14 protein-coding genes are annotated in these 18,292 nt (G+C 69.2%); 11 read left to right on the top strand and 3 right to left on the bottom strand.

The window, feature by feature from the left end:
- Window positions 1-4 precede the first annotated feature (4 nt).
- Window positions 5-2,860, top strand: a complete 2,856-nt coding sequence (gene fliD, locus HRU76_06520) for a flagellar filament capping protein FliD (protein ID QOJ17246.1) — start codon at window positions 5-7, stop codon at window positions 2,858-2,860.
- A 52-nt stretch (window positions 2,861-2,912) separates the two neighbouring features.
- Complete coding sequence (gene fliS, locus HRU76_06515; GenBank protein QOJ17245.1) at window positions 2,913-3,416, top strand: flagellar export chaperone FliS; 504 nt, start codon at window positions 2,913-2,915, stop codon at window positions 3,414-3,416.
- 22 nt (window positions 3,417-3,438) lie between these two features.
- On the opposite strand, the gene HRU76_06510 is transcribed toward fliS, so the two are convergent.
- The gene (locus HRU76_06510; GenBank protein ID QOJ17244.1) at window positions 3,439-4,305 is read right to left on the bottom strand and encodes a hypothetical protein; all 867 of its coding nucleotides are present in this window, start codon (window positions 4,303-4,305) and stop codon (window positions 3,439-3,441) included.
- Between the two features lie 336 nt (window positions 4,306-4,641).
- On the opposite strand from HRU76_06510, the gene HRU76_06505 reads away from it, so the two are divergent.
- Entirely contained in the window at window positions 4,642-5,580 is a 939-nt protein-coding gene (locus tag HRU76_06505) for a UDP-2,3-diacylglucosamine diphosphatase (protein QOJ17243.1), read from the top strand.
- A gap of 246 nt (window positions 5,581-5,826) precedes the next feature.
- Here HRU76_06505 and HRU76_06500 read toward each other — a convergent pair whose 3' ends face one another.
- A complete protein-coding gene (locus HRU76_06500) occupies window positions 5,827-6,138 on the bottom strand; it encodes a hypothetical protein (GenBank protein ID QOJ17242.1) in 312 nt (103 codons plus the stop codon).
- Between the two features lie 119 nt (window positions 6,139-6,257).
- Here HRU76_06500 and HRU76_06495 point away from each other — a divergent pair, with 119 nt between their 5' ends.
- From HRU76_06495 to HRU76_06475, 5 genes are all read left to right on the top strand, one after another.
- Window positions 6,258-8,060, top strand: coding sequence for a hypothetical protein (locus tag HRU76_06495; protein QOJ17241.1), 1,803 nt, complete (start codon window positions 6,258-6,260; stop codon window positions 8,058-8,060).
- A gap of 54 nt (window positions 8,061-8,114) precedes the next feature.
- Window positions 8,115-10,136 (top strand): cadmium-translocating P-type ATPase, encoded by a 2,022-nt coding sequence (gene cadA / locus HRU76_06490; GenBank protein QOJ17240.1) that lies wholly within the window; start codon window positions 8,115-8,117, stop codon window positions 10,134-10,136.
- 96 nt (window positions 10,137-10,232) lie between these two features.
- On the top strand, window positions 10,233-11,015 hold the full coding sequence (locus tag HRU76_06485) for an SDR family oxidoreductase (protein QOJ17239.1): 783 nt from the start codon (window positions 10,233-10,235) through the stop codon (window positions 11,013-11,015).
- A 115-nt stretch (window positions 11,016-11,130) separates the two neighbouring features.
- Window positions 11,131-11,502 carry a GxxExxY protein gene (locus HRU76_06480; protein QOJ19127.1) on the top strand — a complete coding sequence of 124 codons (372 nt, stop codon included), beginning with the start codon at window positions 11,131-11,133 and terminating at the stop codon, window positions 11,500-11,502.
- Between the two features lie 56 nt (window positions 11,503-11,558).
- Window positions 11,559-13,025 carry an aldehyde dehydrogenase gene (locus tag HRU76_06475; GenBank protein ID QOJ17238.1) on the top strand — a complete coding sequence of 489 codons (1,467 nt, stop codon included), beginning with the start codon at window positions 11,559-11,561 and terminating at the stop codon, window positions 13,023-13,025.
- A gap of 74 nt (window positions 13,026-13,099) precedes the next feature.
- Here HRU76_06475 and HRU76_06470 read toward each other — a convergent pair whose 3' ends face one another.
- Entirely contained in the window at window positions 13,100-14,056 is a 957-nt protein-coding gene (locus HRU76_06470; GenBank protein ID QOJ17237.1) for a hypothetical protein, read from the bottom strand.
- A 140-nt stretch (window positions 14,057-14,196) separates the two neighbouring features.
- Here HRU76_06470 and HRU76_06465 point away from each other — a divergent pair, with 140 nt between their 5' ends.
- From HRU76_06465 to HRU76_06455, 3 genes are all read left to right on the top strand, one after another.
- Window positions 14,197-15,813 carry a hypothetical protein gene (locus tag HRU76_06465; GenBank protein QOJ17236.1) on the top strand — a complete coding sequence of 539 codons (1,617 nt, stop codon included), beginning with the start codon at window positions 14,197-14,199 and terminating at the stop codon, window positions 15,811-15,813.
- Between the two features lie 67 nt (window positions 15,814-15,880).
- A complete protein-coding gene (locus HRU76_06460; GenBank protein ID QOJ17235.1) occupies window positions 15,881-17,014 on the top strand; it encodes a ParA family protein in 1,134 nt (377 codons plus the stop codon).
- A complete protein-coding gene (locus HRU76_06455; protein QOJ17234.1) occupies window positions 17,011-18,246 on the top strand; it encodes a hypothetical protein in 1,236 nt (411 codons plus the stop codon). Before HRU76_06460 ends, HRU76_06455 begins: the two co-directional genes overlap by 4 nt.
- Window positions 18,247-18,292 lie beyond the last annotated feature (46 nt).

The following is an 18,292-nucleotide window of genomic DNA, read 5'->3' as shown; positions in this document are numbered from 1 at the left end:
AGACATGGGCTCGATCTCATCCGGCGTGGGACTTATCAGCGGCATCGACACCGCCACGCTGATCGAGCGCCTGCTGGCCATCGAAGGACGGGGCAAGGCGTCCATTCAGCAACGCATCGCCTCGCTGCAGCAGCAGCAGACCGCCATGCTGGATATCAACGCGCGGCTGCTGAACATGAGCCGCGCCGCCACGCGCCTGCGAACAGACTCCATCTTTCAGTCCGCCCGCGCCGCATCGTCGAGCGAGTCCGTGCTCAGCGGAGCCGCCCGCGCCGGGGCGCAGCCCGGAACGTATACCTTCCTCGTCGATCGGCTCGTCTCCACCAGCCAGCAGCTTTCACGCGGGTTCGCGGACCGCGACTCCACGGCTCTGGGGCTGACCGATCTCACCTTCGAGTTCGGGCGCGGGCAACTGGCCGCAACCACCCAGCTTGCCTCGCTCAACGGGGGCGAGGGCGTGCGCCGCGGCAAGATCGTCATCACCGACAAGAGCGGTGCGTCCGCCACCATCGACCTGTCCAGGGCGGGCGACGTCGGCGACGTGCTCGACGCCATCAACGGCGCCGCCGGCGTGCGCGTGCGAGCATCGGTCTCGGGCGACCGGCTGACCATCGCCGACCTCTCCGGCGGCGGGGGGACGCTCACCATCGCCGACGCCTCCGGCTACTTCACCGCCACCGACCTTGGCATCGCCGGCGATGACGGCGGGGGAACGTCCATCACCGGGTCGATCATCAATCGACTGGCCGGCGGCGCGTCCCTGGCGTCGCTCAATGACGGCGCGGGCGTACTCATCAACGGCGGCCTGAACACCACGGACTTCCGCATCACTGACCGCGCCGGAACGGTCCACAATATCGTGCTGGGCAAGCGGACGACCGGGAGCGGCACCGAGAACGCCGTCACCACCATTCAGGGCGTGATCGACCGCATCAACGAGATCACCGGCGGCGCGGTGACTGCGTCGATCGCCGCCGACGGCGTGTCGCTGCAGCTCGCCGACAACACCGGGCAGGCGGGCCAGTTCATCGTGTCCGGCGCGGGCACGAACGGGGAGCGCACGGCCCGCGACCTGGGACTGCTGAACGCGGGCGTGGCGTCGGACACCATCGCGGGCCGACGCATCCTGGCCGGCATCAACAGCGTGCTGACCTCGCGCCTCAACGGCGGCGCCGGGCTGGGGTCGGCCGCGTCGATCACGCTGCAGGACCGCTCGGGCGCCAACGTCACCGTGAACGGACTGGACGCCTATGAGTCGTTCGCGGACCTGGTAAGCGCGATCAACGCCGCGGCGTCCGGCGCGGGAGTGGACATCGAACTGACGTACAACGACGCGGGCAGCGGCCTGCTGGCCAAAGACACTTCGGGCGGGTCGGGCAATCTCATCATCACGGGCGACGCCGCCGCCGCCCTGGGTCTGTCCACGGGCGGGTCAGGCGTAGCCAGCACCGCAGTGCGGGGCACGAACCTGCAGCATCAGTACGTGGCGGGTTCGACGCGGCTGAGCGAACTGAACTACGGTCGGGGCATCGCCAAGGGATCGTTCCGCATCCAGGACGCCGAAGGCGCCACCGCCACGGTCGATATCGACGCCGACTCCGTCACCCTGCAGGACGTCATCGACGAGATCAACTCGCGCGGGCTGGCGATCACCGCCCGCGTCAACGACACCGGCGACGGCCTGCTGATCGAAAGCACCAGCGCCTCCGGCGCGCTGGCGATCAAGGTCGAATCGGTGAGCGGCACCACGGCCAGAGATCTCAACATTCTCGGCAGCGCGGCCGACGGCGACGCGAACAACTTCATCGACGGCTCCTACGAGCGCCGCGTGTCGGTGTCCGCGACGGACACGCTCGACCAGGTGCTGACCAAGATCAACGACGCCGGGATTCCGGTGAGCGCGTCGATCATCAACACCGGCTCGGGCGGAGCGCCCTTCCGGCTGTCGTTCACGTCGGGCATCGCGGGCGCCCGTGGCGAACTGAGCGTGGACGCGGCGGGGGCGGAGCTGGGCGTCACCTCGCTCTCGAAGGGACGCGACGCACGCGTGTTCTTCGGTTCGAGCGATCCGGCCAGCGCGGTGCTCATCACCGGCGCCAGCAACACGCTCTCCAACGTGGTGAACAAGGTGTCCATCGACCTGAAGGCGTCCAGCGAGACGCCCGTCACGCTTTCCGTCACGCGCGACACCGAGCAGGTCGTCGCCGCGGTCAAGCAGCTGGTCACCACCTTCAACGACGTGATCGGGCGCATCAACGAGTACGACAAGTACGACCCCAAGACCGAGCGCCGGGGCGTGCTGCTGGGCAACGGCACCGTGGCCCGCGTGCGCGACGCCATGTACCGCACGCTGCAGTCGCGCCCCACCGGCGTGGGCACGCAGTATCAGTCGCTGGCGCAGATCGGCATCCGCCCCGGCAAGGACGGCACGATCACGCTGGACGAGGGCCGCTTCCGCGACGCCTACGCCGCCGATCCCGCCGCCGTCGAGAACCTGCTCAGCGCCTACCAGAAGTCCACCGAGACCGAGACGCTGGAGGGAGGCGTCAGCACCGGCAACACGGTGGAGACGTTCACCTCGCTGGGCGTGGCGGAGAAGTTCGCGCAGCTGCTCACCCGGCTGACCGACTCGGTGGACGGCACGCTCAAGACGGCGGACAACGGGTTCACGCGGGCCATCGAGCTCAACACCCGCCGGCTGGAGCAATTCGACGCCCGGCTCGATCGTCGTCGGGCCCAGTTGCAGCGACAGTTCACCGCCATGGAGACCGCGCTGGCGTCCCTGCAGGCGCAGCAGAACTCGCTCACCGCGCTCCAGAGCGCGGTGCTCAACGCCTCGCTGAGCGGGTCGCGGCGATGAGTCACGATGATCGGACTGATGGACCACCGCGAAACAGCCGACGACCCTCAGCATGACGCCTCAGAACGCATCCAGTTCATCGTCCCCCGGCGGCGCCAGGCGCGACGGCGGCCCCAACCCGTACCTGCGCACCAAGGTGCTCACCGCCAGCCAGGAGGAGCTGCGGCTGATGCTCTTCGACGGCGCCATCCGCTTCGCCCGCCTCGGACGGGAAGGACTGATCGGGAAGGACTACGAAAAGTCATTCGAGGGGATCACGCGCTGCCAGGCGATCCTGATGGAGCTGATCAACTCGCTGCGGCCCGAGCACGACCCGGACCTGTGCGAGAAACTCGCCGCGCTGTATACCTTCATGTATACGCGCCTGCTCGACGCCAGCCGTCAGCGCGACGCCGGCATCGTGGACGAGGTGCTCCGGCTGCTGGAGTTCGAGCGCGAAACCTGGGTGATGCTGATGGAGCAGCTGGCCCGCGAGGCGAAGGGCGCGGCCCAGAGCGCCGCGGCGCAGGCCGCCGCCGCGCCCCCGCCCAAGCAGTCGATCAGCGTGCAGGGATGACGCGACCGTCGTCGCGTCGCGGTCATCCGCCCGCGGGCGGAACCGGGTCGGCGTAGAGCACCCAGCTCGACGACTTGGCGAACGGGCCGTCCAGGGCCATGTCCACCACGGTGGTGAAGGGGTAGGGGACGTTGGGCCTGGCGTTGTTGATCTGCACCGTCGCGGCGCCCACCTGGTTGCCCCGGCGGTCGAAGAACGCAATGGCCACCCCGATGTTGCGCACCTCGTCCGAGTTGTTGAGCACGCTGCCGGAGATGGTCATGCGGGAGAAGTCGATGCGCGATCGCTCCACCGGCTCGAGGAAGTGCCCGATGATGGGCTCGTACTCCACGCGAGCCCCGGTGGACCGCTCGGTGTGATAGAAGAACCCCACGCGTCCCAGGTAGGTTTCCAGCCCCAGCGGCTGGAATCCGGCCTTGCGGAAGTTCTCCTGCTTTTCCTCCTCGGCCCGTTCCGCCTCGCGCTGTTGCCGCCCCTGCGAGCGCTCGGCGGCGCGGCGGCCGGCCTCTTCCTCGCGCTTGAGGCGCAGCTCCTCGGCGGTGCGCCGGCGCTCCTCACGCTCGGTGATGGCCTTGACCTCGCGGTAGCGGGCGAAGTCGTCGCCGAACTCCCGGTGGTCGACCAGGAACTGGCGGATTTCCGCCAGCTCGCGTTCGGCCTGATCGTTCTTCAGTTTCACGCTGGCCAGCTCGTGACGGGCCTGGCTCAGGGCCTTCTCCAGCCGCGCGATCTCCTCGAGCAGCGCCTTGATGTAGGCGTGCTGCGGGTCCACAGGCGTCGAGGGGGCGGCCTGCACGGAGACGGGGTCATCCTGCGACGGCTCAATCGCCAGCGGCGATGCCGCCAGCACCGAGAACCCGATCAGCCACGCCGGGTGAAGCAACTTCATCGTCCGACTCCTTCCTGCCTGCACGAGCCGCACCCAGCCCCTCGACCCCCGGAACAGGGACGGGCCGCGATCATGCCATATTCCACACCGACTTGGATGCCGCTCGATGGGCCGGTGGTCAGAAAACCGCGCCTTGGAGGGTCTCCGAGGCCGTTCCAGGGGTTTGAACCGGGTTTGAGCGCATCCGTGGCGCGATCCATGCGCGATGCCGTCCGGGTGCGCACAGGGGTGGTCGAAGAATCCTGCGAGAGGCGGGGGTCACAGGCGGGACGCCTGGGCCACTGACGCCTGGGCCGCTGGACCTGTGCCGCTCTGAGTGCTTCCGGGAGACAGGACATGCTTCACTACCGAACCGTCTTCATCAGCGACACGCACCTCGGCAGCCGGGGGAGCCAGGCCCGCGACCTGGTTCGATTCCTGCGCTGCCTGACCTGCGAGACGCTCTACCTGGTGGGGGACGTGGTTGACCTGTGGCGCATGCGAACCCGCGTCTACTGGCCGGTGGAGCATCACGAGGTGCTGCAGCAGGTGCTGCGGCTGATTCAGGATGGCGCTCAGGTCGTCTTCATTCCCGGCAATCACGACGAGGCGGTGCGCGAATACCTGGGCATGCAGCTGGGCGGGGTCCGCATCGCGGATCAGGCCGTGCATGAAACCGCCGACCACCGGCGGTTTCTTGTCATTCACGGGGATCAGTTCGACCTGGTGGTGCGTCACTCGCGGCTGGTGTCGATGGCCGGCAGCATGGCGTATGAGTGGCTCATCCGCCTCAACCGCGTGTACAACGCGGTGCGCCGGTGGCGCGGCAAGCCGTACTGGTCGCTGGCGCAGTACGTGAAGGGTCGCGTGAAGTCCGCCTGCACCTACATCAGCCGCTTCGAGGACGCCCTGATGCAGGAAGCCCGCCGCCGGGGGTTGCAGGGGGTCATCTGCGGGCACATTCACAAGCCGGAGGAGCGCGTGGAGGAGGGCTTCACCTACTACAACTGCGGCGACTGGATCGAAAACTGCACCGCGGTGGTGGAGGACTTCGACGGCACGCTTCGGGTCATCGAGGCCCTGCCCGCCATCGCCGAGATGGTGAAACGCCAGCGCGCCGGTCATCCGGCGGCGAACGCATCCGGGATCATCGCGGCGGATCGCCTGACGCCCATGCCCGCCGTGCGGGCCGCGTCACGCGAATCACTGATCCGTCGCCAGCGCGCCCGTCTTCGCCCCGCCTCGCCCGTGGTGCTGGAGGTCAACGGCACGGTCGAGCCCTACGGGGTGGAGTGAGCCGCTCGCGCGCCACGAGCGTGCGGCGTTCGACTGCGTGCCACGGCCGTGTCGGCCGTGCGACGGATCGCTCCGGAACGCTCGCACGGCTCACAGAGCCGTGGCACACCTGGCGCTCGCACGGCTCACAGAGCCGTGGCACACCTGGCGCTCGCACGGCTCACAGAGCCGTGGCACACCCGGCATATGCCGTGCGGCACAGCGGGCACGCCCGACAGCCCGTCCTGCTCTTCCGCTCCTCTTGCTTCACGCCGCGATCGCGTCGGGATCCTGCGTAAGAGGCGGACGCCAGCATCGGCTCTTGACCTGTCCATCGGCGGTGCGATGAACGCCATGCGCCGCCTCATCCAGCCGCCAGCGACGGCCGTCGATCAGGTAGCGGAAGAGGTGGCAGCCGGGTCCGGCCTGCACCGTCAGTCGCCATGTGCCTCGCTCGTCGCGCCGCATGGGCAGGCGCTGCTCGTGCCACGAGTCGAAGGCGCCGACCAGCAGCACCTGGCGGGCGCCGGGGTCGTGCAGTTCAAAGGTCACGTCGCCGCTGCTTTCGATTCGCACCATGAGCGGATTCTCCCGACCGGGGCGGGGGTGTACCATGTTCCGCGCCCGCGTGCCTCGCGGCCTCGTCTACTCCTTGGCGAACGGCCCGAGGTTCTTTCAGCGACTCCAAGACCCCACCCATGACGACGGAACACCCGCCGCTCCTGCTGTTGTCGGCCGCCCGATGCCGCGCCTTCACTCGCGTGATGCGGATCGTGGTGACGGCGCTGGTCGTGTGGACCCTGTCGGATGCACCGATGGCCCGGGGGGATTCGGTACAGGGCGTGCGTCTTGATCCCGCCATCGCCGACCCGGTGCTGGCGCCGGGGGGCGCGCTGTTCCTGCCTCTGGACGCGGAGAGGCACGGCGACAACTGGCCGCGCACGCTGTCGGTGCGCTATCAGCAGGGGGGCGATGTAACGGGGCAGGTCATCTGGCTCTACGCCAGCGATCGACCGCGCGATCTGCACTGGACCACCCCGCCCACCTGGCTCAACGTTCGGGCGATCGAACCGACCGACGATTCGTCGCTCGGCCTGGGCCGGCCGCACCTGGTGGCGCGGGTTCCGGCGGACGCCGGTGGCACGGTGCGGGTGCTGGGCGTGACGCTCAACCCGACGTGGCGGACGATCCCGCACGACCCGTTTGACGACGGTCCGATCGACGCCTCGGGTCCGCCGCTCGACCGCTTCACGGCGCCGCATCGGCCCGATCCCGACAATCCCTTCGAGTACTGGCGATGGGTGCTGCTGGCCTCGAAACTGCGGGTTCCCCCGCCCCCGCCCGCCGGGGACGAGGCGCAGATGCTGGTGGCGCGATACCACGCCGACCTGTGGCTGCTGGCGCTGGGGCGTCTGGCGTCGCGCAGCGTCAGCGCCGCTCGCGCCTGCCGCGAGCAGTTGACCGCCATCTGCGAGGATCGGGGCATGCCCTTCGCCGCCTGGGTGACCGACGGGCTCGAACTCTCGGCCCTGCTGCGCGTGCTGCTGGACTTCTCACGACCCGATTCCTCCCTACCGGCGGAGGCCAACGGCTGGGTGGACGGACACGAAATGGTGCTCTTCTGGCCCGACGGCGACGAGGGCGACCAGGTGCGTCTGGCCATGACCAACGCCGGTCGAGTGGAGCGGGTGGTGCGCTTCCGCTGGGTGTGGGGCGACGCCCAGCGCGACGCCGCCGAGATCCCCACCGCCGTGGAACTGCCTCCGGGCGTGCTGACGCGGGTATTCGTCGATCGACCGGCGCCGCCCCCCGCCGGTCCGCTGGGAGCGCGGCGGACCATTCAACCGCTGCTGGAGATCGACTCCGGTCGATCGAAGCGCCGCTTCGCCATCCGTCCGCGGGTGTTCGAGGCCACGCCTCCCGGTCTGCTGATGGGTCCGTTCCAACCCCCACTCACCCTGGCGGAAGTGAACGCGAACAACCTGCTCCCCGCCGAGCCGGAATGGTCCACCAACGTGGCCATCCGCCGCGCTGACGGGCGATGGGAGGTCTTCGTGGAATGCTTCCGCCCCGGGGGTCCGCCGGGACAGGCGGTGCTGCTCAACCGGGCCTCGGGTCCGCTGGATACTCGAGGCGTGGAGGCCGTCACCATCCTGATCGGACCATCGGAGAACCCGGTGGCGGCGATCACCGTGCCGGAAGTCGGGTGGTACCGGCTCTGGGCGGGCGGACACGAGGATGCGATGGAGGTGCATCGTCGCTCGCTCGGCGATCGCTGGTTCTGTCGCGTGGTGCTGCCCGATCCGTGGCTGATCGCCTCAACCGACCGGGGCGTGGGCATCGGCTTCCTGCGCACGCACGGCGACAGCGGGGGGGTGGAGACCGCCCCCAACCCGGCGGTTCCGTGGCGACCCGACCCCGGCCGCATCGAAGTCAACCTGCGCGCCTGGACCGACCTGCCGCCCTCGCTGGGGCCGGATGGGCGCCCGGTGGGGCGGTGAGGCGATCCCGTCGTCGCCGGGCTCCGTCCCGCTTCGCGCTACGCTAATCGGACGATGCACACACCACTCGACCTCTCCAGCCGGACGGATGGGCAAGCCGCCCCGGCGACATCGCGCGAATCGGGTGAACCTCGAAAGACAGCCCGACCCAGCGGCCTGGCCTGGTGGGTCAGCGACGCCAGCCAGTTGCCGCTGGCGATCTGGTGCGGCATCACGCTGCTGGTCGGATTCCTGCTCTGGGAATTCGCCGCCGAGCCAAGCCCCGCGCTGGGTCAGGTCGGGCTGGGGCTGGTGTATGGGTCCCTCGCGCTCGGCTCGGTGCATGGCGTGCGCGCGGCGCTCGAGTCGCTGCGCGCCTTCAGGCCCGACATTGATGTGCTCATGGTGGTCGGCGCGTTCCTCTCGGCGGGCATCGGCCACCCGGAGGAAGGCGCCCTGCTCCTCTTCATGTTCACGCTCGCGGGCGGGCTGGAGCACCGGGCCATGAACAAGGCCCGCGACGCGGTGTCGCGGCTGAACAAGCTCATGCCCAAGAACGCCCTGGTGAAGCGCGGCGACGCCTGGCAGCCCATCGAGCCGGAGGAACTGCACGCCGGCGATGTCGTGCTCGTCCGTCCCGGCGAGACGATTCCCGCCGACGGCGTCGTCACCGACGGGCACACCGAGGTGGACCAGTCATCCCTGACCGGCGAGTCGATGCCTCGCAGCGTGAAGGTGGATGACGGCGTGTTTGCCGGCACCATCAACCGGCACGGGGCCATCGAGGTGCGCGTGACGCGCCCGGTGCAGGAATCAAGCATCCACCGCATTCTCGAACTGGTGCTGGAGGCCCAGGAGCGCCGCCAGCCGCTGCAGCGCGTGATCGACCGCTTCTCCACCCCCTACACCGTGACGGTGTTCATCCTGGCGGGGCTGGCGCATGGGGGGTTCATGCTGCTGGGGGGCGACTCGTTCACCGACGCCCTGTACCGCGCCATCACGCTGCTGGTGGTGGCCAGCCCCTGCGCGCTGGTCATCTCCACGCCCACCGCCACCCTGTGCGGGCTGTCGCGCGCGGCGAGGTCCGGCGTGCTCATCAAGGGAGGCGACGCGCTCGAGCGGCTCTCGCGCGTCCGCCGCGTCGCCCTGGACAAGACCGGCACGCTCACCACCGGGCAGATCGAGGTGACGCGCGTCACCCCCATCGCGGCGGGTGATGTCGAGTCGCTCCTCTCCATCGCCTACGCCGCCGAGCAGCGCTCCACCCACCCCATCGCCGCCGCCGTGGTGCGGCTGGCGCAGCAGAGACAGCTTCACCCGCGGGAGCTCGCCTCGCTCACCGACGTGCCGGGACGCGGCGTGGAGGGCGTGTTCCAGGGCGAGCGCGTCCGCATCGGGAACCTCGACTTCTGCGAGGAGCTGATCGACGTGTGCTTCCGCGGGCACACGCGCGAGGTGGTGTCGCGCATCCTCGAAACCGGGGCCAAGGCCATCGTCATCGCCCACCAGGGCGACGCCATCGTGCTCACCCTCGCCGACACCCCGCGCGTGGGCGCCGAGCACCTGACGCGCGACCTGGCCGCGGCGGGGGTGGAGAGCGTCACCATGCTCACCGGCGACGCGCGGATCATCGCCGAGCGCCTGGCGGCGCAGCTGGGCATCACCGACGTGCGCGCCGAACTGATGCCCGAGGACAAGGTGGAGCAGATCCGCCGACTCCGCGCCGAGCACCGGGAAGTGGGGGGGCTGGCAGTCATCGGCGACGGCGTGAACGACGCCCCCGCCCTCGCGGTGGCCGACGTGGGGCTGGCGATGGGCGGCGTGGGGGCCGACGCCGCCCTCGAAGCCGCGGACGTGGTGCTGCTGCACGACGACCTGGACCGCATCCCCTGGTCCATCTCGCTGGCGAGGCGGGTGCGGCGCGTCATGCTGGCCAACCTGTTCTTCGCCATGGGCGTGATCGCGGTGCTGGCCACGCTGACGGTGATCGGCGACATTCCCCTGTGGATCGGCGTGCTGGGACACGAGGGCTCGACGCTGGTGGTCGTGGCCAACTCACTGCGGATTCTGGCGCACCGCTCGCCCGGCCGCCATTGACCATCCCTTGACCCCGCGACGAAACCGGACGAGGCGCGGGGCGTCGTTTCGTCGGACTGACAACGTCCGTCCGGAAAGACCCGCCAAGGAGAACCCATGCAACTGGTGAACAAGCGTGCGTACGTGTGCGGCTCGACGCAGGGCATCGGCAGGGCCTGCGCCATGGCGCTGGCGGGAGCGGGCGCGACGGTCACGCTCATCGCCCGTCACGCCGAGGCGCTGGAACTCACCCGTCAGCAACTCCCGCGTGAACACGGCCAACCGCACGACACCCTGTGCGCGGACTTCAGGGACTGGCAGGGCGTGCGACAGGCGGCGATGGCGCACGCGCTCACGCACGGTCCGATCCACATCCTCATCAACAACACCGGCGGCCCGCCCGCCGGCAAGGCCATCGAGGCGAAGGTGGAGGAGTACCTGGACGCCTTCACCATGCACATCGCGTGCGGCCAGTCGCTGGTGCAGGCGGTCGCGCCGGGCATGCGCCAGGCGGGCTACGGGCGCATCGTCAACATCATCTCCACGTCGGTCATCATGCCCATCAAGGGGCTGGGCGTGTCCAACACCATCCGCGGCGCGGTGGCCAACTGGGGACGCACGCTGGCTGACGAACTCGGGCCGTTCGGCATCACCGTGAACAACGTGCTCCCCGGCTTCACCGACACCGCGCGGCTGCGCACGCTGCTGCAGGGCCGCGCCTCGCGCGAGGCGACCACCTACGAGGACGTGGTGGAGCGCTCCGCGGCGCAGATTCCCACACGCCGCTTCGCCGCCCCGGAGGAGGTGGCCAATGTCGTGGCGTTTCTCTGCTCCCCCGAGGCGTCGTACCTCAACGGCGTGAACCTGCCAGTGGACGGCGGCCGCCTGGCGACGCAGTAGGGTCTTGAAACACGGAGGGCCACGGAGGGCCGCGGAGAGGGAAGCAAGAGAGAGAAACGGTGAGAGCGCGAGGCCGCCAAGTTTGCAGTCGAATCTTGAGGAGCAGGTCATGGCGTTGCTTCACGAGGCAATCACTGAACGGATCATCGCTTGTGCAATCCGCGTGCATCGCGCGCTGGGGCCGGGGCTTCTGGAATCCGTGTACGAAGTGTGCCTGGCGCACGAGTTGGCCAAGGAAGGGCTGCGGTTCGCTCGACAGGTCGATGTGCCGGTGCGTTATGATGCCGTGCTTCTGGATGCGGGGTTTCGTATCGACCTGCTGGTGGAGGATGCTGTCGTGGTTGAACTCAAGGCCGTCGAAAAAGTCCAGCCGATTCACGAAGCGCAGCTGCTGACCTACCTCCGCCTTTCAGGCAAATCCGTCGGTCTGCTGCTGAACTTCAACGAACTCCGGCTCCGAGACGGTCTCATCCGCCGAGTTCTCTGACTGCTTCTTTCACCTCCGCGGCCCTCCGTGGCCCTCCGTGTTTCAAATCACCTCTCGTGTTGAATCTTCAAAACCTCATCAACGGACGGCTGGCGGACCCCGCGGGTGGGTCGTGGCTTGACAATCCCGAGCCCGCCACGGGGCTGGTCTACTCGCGCGTTGCGGACTCGGACGAGCGCGACGTCGATGCCGCCGTGCAGGCCGCGAAACGCGCCTTTCCGGGGTGGAGCGCCGCGCCCGCCGCCGAGCGCGCCCGGCTCATACTCCGGCTGGCCGACCTGATTGACGCCAACCTCGAGCGGCTGGCGCGCGCCGAGACCATCGACAACGGCAAACCGCTGGCCCTGTCGCGGACCGTGGACATCCCCCGCGCCGCGAGCAACCTGCGGTTCTTCGCGGGCGCAATCCTGCACACCGAATCGCCCTGCTACACCACCGAAAGCGGCGTGATGGCCTCGCGCGCCCTCAACTACGTCACGCGAAGTCCGCGGGGCGTGGCGGGGTGCATCTCGCCGTGGAACCTGCCGCTCTACCTGTTCACGTGGAAGGTCGCCCCGGCGCTGGCCACGGGCAACACCGTGGTCGCCAAGCCCAGCGAAGTCACGCCCATGACGGCCTTCCTGCTCTCGCAGCTCGCCATCGAGGCGGGCCTGCCGCCCGGCGTGCTCAACATCGTCCACGGACTGGGCGCCAAGGCCGGTGCGGCCCTCGTCTCGCACCCGGACGTGCCGACCCTCTCCTTCACGGGCGGCACGGCCACGGGCGAGTGGATCGCACGCACCGCCGGGCCCATGTTCAAGCGGCTTTCACTCGAACTGGGCGGCAAGAACCCCACCATCGTCTTCGACGACGCCGCGTATGACGAGGCGCTGACGACCAGCGTGCGGGCCGCCTTCATGAACCAGGGCGAAATCTGCCTGTGCGGTTCGCGCCTGTTCGTGCAACGCTCCATCCTCGACCGATTCACACGCGACTTCGTGGAGCGCACCAAGGCCATGAAAGTCGGCGACCCGCTCACCGACGACGTGGATGTTGGCGCCATCGTCTCGAAGGCCCACTTCGACAAGATTCTCGCGTACATCGAACTCGCCCGCCGGGAAGGCGGCACGATCCTGTGCGGCGGCCGGGCCGTCATGCCCGCCGGGTCCGACCGCTGCCGGGGCGGGTGGTTCATCGAGCCGACGGTGGTCGCCGGGCTTTCGCACGCCTGCCGCACGAATCAGGAGGAGATCTTCGGCCCGGTCGTCTCGATCATCCCCTTCGACTCGGAGGATGAGGTGGTCGCCATGGCCAACGGCACGAAGTATGGCCTGAGCGCCAGCGTGTGGACGCGGGATGTGAGCAAGGCCCACCGCGTGGCGGCGCGGCTGGAGAGCGGCACCGTGTGGATCAACTGCTGGCTGCTGCGCGACCTGCGCGTGCCCTTCGGCGGGGTCAAGGCGAGCGGCGTGGGACGCGAGGGCGGCGAGGAGGCGCTGAAGTTCTTCACCGAGGCGAAGACCGTGTGCGTGAGAACATGTTGAAATACGGACGACGACGCTGAATACGCTCTCCCGCCTCTCTCTGTGGTTCTCTGCGGCTCTTCGTGTTTCATCCATCAATCCCCCGGCCACGGGCGGATCGACGCCTTCACCTGCCGGTCGATCTCCTCACGCGTGGACTTGATGCGCTCGGGTCGGCCGGCCAGACCCTGGGCGCCGGTCGTCACCCAGCGCACCGTGCCGTGCAGCGTGAGCATGCACCACACGCCCACGCCCATGAAGATGGCCCACGCCAGCGCGAAGGGCGCGAACAGCCCGACCACGACCGGCCCCATGGCCGAGACGCCCAGCAGCCCGCGCGGGGCCAGCAGCATGATCGCACCGAAGCACAGTACGCCCCAGAAGACCGTCATCAGGCGCCGGCCCACGTCATCGCGGTCGGCGTCCCACGAAGCGACGCTCAGAATCAGGAAGAAGACCAGCATCCCCGCCGTACCGAGGAAGCGTCCAAGGTACCACGTCACGTGAAAGACCCACTCGCCGGGCAGGTTGGTCGGGCCGTAGACCACCAGCAGCGCGGCGCCGTGGGCCACGATCCACGCCACCGCAGACCCCCGCACGAACCAGCGGGCGAACTTGAACCGCCTGCCGTAGTCGGTCAACGTCCGTGGCGTCAGAAGCAGGACCGCTCCGAGCCACAGACCATTGGCGACGGTCAGGATGATCGAAGCGTGCCCCGCGCCGAGCGTCTGCACCGGTAGACCGCGGATGAAGCCGACCACGAGCATGATGATCATGGCCGCCGCCGCGAGCAGGAAGCCGATCTCCAGCCGCCGTCTCGCCCCGCGCTCGGGCGGCAGCAGGATGTTCAGTCGCGGCAGGAAGCTCCCGCTGGTCCAGCGTTCGTTCTCCCGCATGGGAAGCCCGCACTCCGGGCAGCGGCTTCCGTAAGGCAGACCGCGCAGGTTGTACCCGCAGGAGCGGCAGGGAAAATCGCCCTCGACAGTGCGTCCCCGACCCGATCGGGACAGCGCGGCTGAGGCGAGAATCGAGCCGGGCAGGGGAGAGCGCATGGCCGCGTGCATGATACGTCCCGGACCCGGGGGCGCGTGCATCGGCTGTCAACTGCATCCTCTTCCATTCCCACCGGGTAACGTGCTACACTGACGCACCATCTTTTCATCGGTCGTCGCGCAGGAAAGGAGTCCTTGCCATGTTCACGACACGCGTGCCGCATCGACGTGCCCTGAGTGTGCTGCTGTCCGCGTTGCTGTGCGCGAGCACGCCCCTCGCCGCCCGCGGTCAGGATGGCGAGGCGTCCGCGTACCAGGCGGTGGTCACGGGCGATGATCTCAACGTGCGCTCCGGCGCGGGCGACACGTACTATCCCTTCGGCAAGATTCACAAGGGCGACGTGGTCACGGTGATGGGCGAGCGCTTCGGCTGGGCGCGCATCCGCACCGAGGGTCACGCCTTCCGAAGCTTCTACGCCTACGTGAAGGCCGACGAGGTGCGAGTGAGCGCCGACGGCGCCAGCGGACTGACGCTGGGCACCGTCGAGGTGATCGCTCCCAACCTGCTCCGCGAGGGTTCGCCCGACTCCAGCTGGAAGTGGCTGGTCCGGCTGGAGCCGGAAACGCGCGTCCGCGTGCTGGGCACGGCGACGGGCGACCAGGGAACGTTCCTCAAGATCGCCATGCCCGAGAGCGCCTCGGGCTGGATTTCGACGGCATATCTGCGCAAGGCGACGGCGGAGGATGTGGCCGCGTGGAAGGAGCGCGTGGCGCGCGAAACCGCCCCCGCGGCGAATCCCGCGAATCCCGCGACGCCGACGACGCCCGCGAATCCCGCGACGCCGACGACGCCCGCGAATCAGCCCGCCGGCGGTCGTCCCGCCGCCAATCCACCCGCGGGCGGCACGACGACCAGCACGCCCCCGGCTGGCGGCGCGTCGTCCCAGCCCAACCCGGCAGGGAGCGGAGCACCAGGCAACGCGGAACCGACGGCCGTCAAGCCCAACCAGCAGAGCATCACGCTCACCATCCCCGCGGGCGGCGGCGCGTCGCAATCCACCTCGACCACCAGCAACCCGCCCGCCGGCGCCGCATCAGACAAGCCGACGGACGCCAGGCCCGCGGAACCCCCCGCGACCGGCACGAACACGGACGGTCAGGCCGACGACGGAGCGACCGGCGCTGGAAGCGGCGCGGCGACCCCGCCCGTGGCCAACGATCCGCTGGCCAGGCCGGAGGAGGCGTCGAAACCCGCCGCGCCCCAGCCGCCGGCCAAGACGATCGCTCAGGTCACATTCGACGACGTGGAGGCCGCTTACGAGGCCATGAAGAAGGCCCCCATCCGCGAGGCGGAGATCGAGCCGCTCCGGCAGCGGTATCTCGCCATCATCGAGTCGCCTGAGGCCTCGGATCGTCACAAGGCGATCGCCAGGGCGAAGGTGGAGCTGCTCGATGCGCGGCTGGAGATTCAGCAGCAGATTCTCAACCTCGACCGGGTCCGCGCCCGCGCGCAGATGACGTCAGAGGACGCCAAGGCCGCCCGCCTGGCCTTCGATCTGGCGGCGGACTACACCGCGGTGGGCCGCGTCGCCGCGTCGCTCATTTACGATGGCTCGCGGCTGCCCCGGCTGCTGCGGCTGACCGACCCCGCGTCCGGGCGGACCATCGCCTACCTGCAGCCGGACGGACGGTTCGACTACGTGGGCATGATCGATCAGCTGGTCGGCATCGTGGGCGACAAGTCCTACGACGGCGGTCTGCGGCTGATGGTCATTCAGCCCCGTCGGATCGACCTGCTCACCACCGTGGAGCGGTGAGTCGGGGCGGCCGGACGGCGCGCCCGTTTCGCCATCGAAACGCGCGGAATCTGCCGATAGAACCCGCATGAGACCCACGTCACACGACCGGACGGACGGCCCGCGCCGCATCGCCCTGATGAACCAGAAGGGCGGGGTCGGCAAGACCACCACCACGGTGAACCTCGGCGCGGCGTTTGCGGAACTCGGGCTGCGCGTGCTGCTGGTCGATCTCGACCCGCAGGCGCATCTCACGCTGCACCTGGGCATCGAGCCGTCGGAGCGCCCGACGGTGTACGACCTGCTCGTCGAGCCGCCCGTCAAGGCCAATGACGTGATCGTGCGCGTGCGTGAGAACCTGGACGTGCTGCCCGCCGAAACGGATCTGGCGGGCGCGGAGCTGGAGCTCTCCACCCGCCCGGGGCGCGAGTTCGTGCTGGGCAACAAGCTTCGTCACGTGCTGGATCGGTACGACGTGGTGATGTTCGACTGTCCGCCCTCGCTGGGGCTGCTCACGCTCAACGCGCTGGCGGTGGCCCGCGAGGTGCTGGTGCCCATGCAGGCCCACTTCCTGCCCCTGCAGGGCGTGGGCAAACTGCTGGAGACGGTCGGGCTGGTGTGTGAGAACGTCAATCCCGACCTGCGGGTGAGCGGCATCGTGCTCTGCGCCCACGAGGCCAATACCACGCTTTCGCGCGAGATCGTGGCGGATCTGGAGAACTTCTTCGAGCAGGCCCGCGGCCAGGACGTGCCCTGGCGCGACTGCCGCGTCCTGGAGCCGGCCATTCGCCGCAACATCAAGCTGGCCGAGGCGCCGAGTTTCGGGCAGACCATCTTCGACTACGCGCCGTGGTGCGCCGGCGCCATCGACTACCGGCTGCTCGCCGAGCGCGTGGCGGCGTCGTGGGGGGTGTCGATCGAGGCGAGAACCCCCGTCGCGCCGCCGGCGACGATCCAGCCGACGACGGCGGACGACGATGATCTCAACGTGCCGCTGGCTGACGAGTCGACGCCGGGCGCGGACGCGGCGATCGAGCTGAAGCCGGACGCGCTGGAAGTCGTGGAAGCCATCGAGGCCATCGAGGCGCTGGGGCCGACGGACGGATCAATCGCCATCGAACTGGATGACGCGGTCGCCGCGCTTTCGCCGGAACCGGGCGCCGTTGCGTCGGACTCCGGGGCGGATGAACATCGATCGAATCACACCAACGAGGCGGCGTGACCACCCCGCGCAACCGAGCGCCAGCGGAGCAGTCGCCGCGCGGGGCCGCGGTCGAACCGGCCGCGCCGGATGACGTGACGCATCGGCACGCCTTCTGGTGGCGCGTGGCGTTCGTGCTGTACGCCCTGTCGCTCACCACAATGACGCACTGGCCCGCGCTGGACATCGGCCGCCCGGGCGAGCCGCCGCCCGACAAGTTTGTTCACATGTACGCCTTCGCGCTGCTGGCGGGGTTTCTGTGGATGACGCGATGGATTCGCTCGCCGGGATGGTTGCTGGTGACCGGGCTGACGTGGGCGGCGATGGATGAGTGGACGCAGTCGCTGCCCGTGCTGAGGCGGACGTTCACCTGGACTGACCTGGCCGCCAGCATGGGCGGGGTGGCGGTGGCGGCGGCATGGGCGGCGGCGCTGCGCCCCATTGGCGGCCCGCTCAACCGCGCGCGGCTGCGGCTCAATGCCCTGCTCGCGGGAGACGTGTTCTCGACGATCTCAACGCGGCGGAGTTTCATCGCCTGGGCGGCGCTGACCGCTACGGTGGTGCTCACCATGTACGGGCTGGTGCGCCACTGGCCCCAGGTGGTCGCGGCGTTGCCCTACCCCGTGCCGGCGATCATCTACGGCGCGGCGCAGGCCCTGCTCTTGGGCGGGCTGATGTGGGTCTGGATGGTCATCTGGCGCGAGGTGTCGAAGGAGGCCCGTGCCTCCAGGCGATGTCCGGCGTGCGGATACCCGTGCTCTGCAAGCGAACAGGATTCACGCGGCGTGGTCGTCTGTCCCCGCTGTGCGGCGAGCATGCACGTCATCGTCTGGCAACCGCCGCCGTCGATGGACGCCGCGGCCATTCGGCGGCTCGTGCTCCGTCCGCTGTTCAACGGGGTCATCCTGGTGTTGGCGATCTATGGGGGCGTGGCGCTGGCCTACCTGCTGGCGCGTTCAGGATTTCTCGGCGCCGCGGGTCGGTCGGCGGCGACGTTCTTCACGCGGCTGCCGCGCGACTTCACCATGACCATGGACGCGGTGATCCTGCTGGGCGCCGCAGCGCTGGTGGCGCACGGCTACCGTGTGCGCCTGGCCCGACGGTTCGACCAGCAGGGCGTGACGTGCATCACCTGCGGCCACGACCTGCGCGCCACGCCCACGCAGGGCGGACTGGGCGCCTGCGGTGAATGCGGCACGGTCTTCGCCGCGGTGGAAAGCAATGCCCCGCACTCTCACTCGACCACTGAATGACACACGGGATCTTCGCTCCAGGCGAATGAAACGACCTCACGTGCCA

The organism is Phycisphaeraceae bacterium (assembly GCA_015709595.1).
Lineage (GTDB): Bacteria > Planctomycetota > Phycisphaerae > Phycisphaerales > SM1A02 > CAADGA01.
The sequence above is the reverse complement of the archived record's forward strand: the minus strand, read 5'-3'. Positions and strand labels throughout refer to the sequence as shown.

Bases quoted from the DNA above. Each gene is read 5' to 3' on its own strand.
- HRU76_06505 (QOJ17243.1), top strand. From the start codon at position 4,642: ATGCTTCACTACCGAACCGTCTTCATCAGCGACACGCACCTCGGCAGC.
- HRU76_06485 (QOJ17239.1), top strand. From the start codon at position 10,233: ATGCAACTGGTGAACAAGCGTGCGTACGTGTGCGGCTCGACGCAGGGC.
- HRU76_06500 (QOJ17242.1), bottom strand. From the start codon at position 6,138: ATGGTGCGAATCGAAAGCAGCGGCGACGTGACCTTTGAACTGCACGAC.
- HRU76_06510 (QOJ17244.1), bottom strand. From the start codon at position 4,305: ATGAAGTTGCTTCACCCGGCGTGGCTGATCGGGTTCTCGGTGCTGGCG.
- HRU76_06460 (QOJ17235.1), top strand. From the start codon at position 15,881: ATGAGACCCACGTCACACGACCGGACGGACGGCCCGCGCCGCATCGCC.
- cadA (QOJ17240.1), top strand. From the start codon at position 8,115: ATGCACACACCACTCGACCTCTCCAGCCGGACGGATGGGCAAGCCGCC.
- HRU76_06495 (QOJ17241.1), top strand. From the start codon at position 6,258: ATGACGACGGAACACCCGCCGCTCCTGCTGTTGTCGGCCGCCCGATGC.
- HRU76_06465 (QOJ17236.1), top strand. From the start codon at position 14,197: ATGTTCACGACACGCGTGCCGCATCGACGTGCCCTGAGTGTGCTGCTG.
- HRU76_06470 (QOJ17237.1), bottom strand. From the start codon at position 14,056: ATGCGCTCTCCCCTGCCCGGCTCGATTCTCGCCTCAGCCGCGCTGTCC.
- fliS (QOJ17245.1), top strand. From the start codon at position 2,913: ATGACGCCTCAGAACGCATCCAGTTCATCGTCCCCCGGCGGCGCCAGG.
- fliD (QOJ17246.1), top strand. From the start codon at position 5: ATGGGCTCGATCTCATCCGGCGTGGGACTTATCAGCGGCATCGACACC.